General features: G+C 65.0%; 1 protein-coding gene. It reads right to left on the bottom strand.

The window, feature by feature from the left end; genetic code table 11:
• On the bottom strand, window positions 1-331 hold a 331-nt coding region (locus tag IF19_RS1000000137920; RefSeq protein ID WP_032788786.1), incomplete at both ends, for a hypothetical protein.

Below are 331 nucleotides of genomic sequence, written 5' to 3'. Positions count from 1 at the left end.
GCCAGTAGGTGGAGCCGGCGCTGTACGTGCCGGGCAGGAGATTGCTGATGGACAGGGTGGTGAACACCCCGGCGACGTTCTCCCTGATCCTGACGTCCACGGTGGAGTCGTTGTGGAAGTGCAGGGTGCCCAGGTAGTACGTGCCGGAGTCGGCGTAGCGGGACATGATGCCGGGGTCGATGGAGTCGGTGGCGGCGACGATCGGCACGGTGAACGCAGCCAGCAGATCAGTGTCGGCCCATGACGGGCCGGTCACCACGCGGCGGCTGCTGTTCACGGTGGTGAGTTCGATGTAGCCCTCGCCCTTGATGGTGTCGACGAAGTACTCCGA

It is taken from the genome of Streptomyces californicus, assembly GCF_000717645.1.
In the GTDB taxonomy this organism is placed as follows: Bacteria; Actinomycetota; Actinomycetes; order Streptomycetales; family Streptomycetaceae; genus Streptomyces; species Streptomyces californicus.
This window is presented reverse-complemented; position numbering and strand designations above follow the sequence as displayed.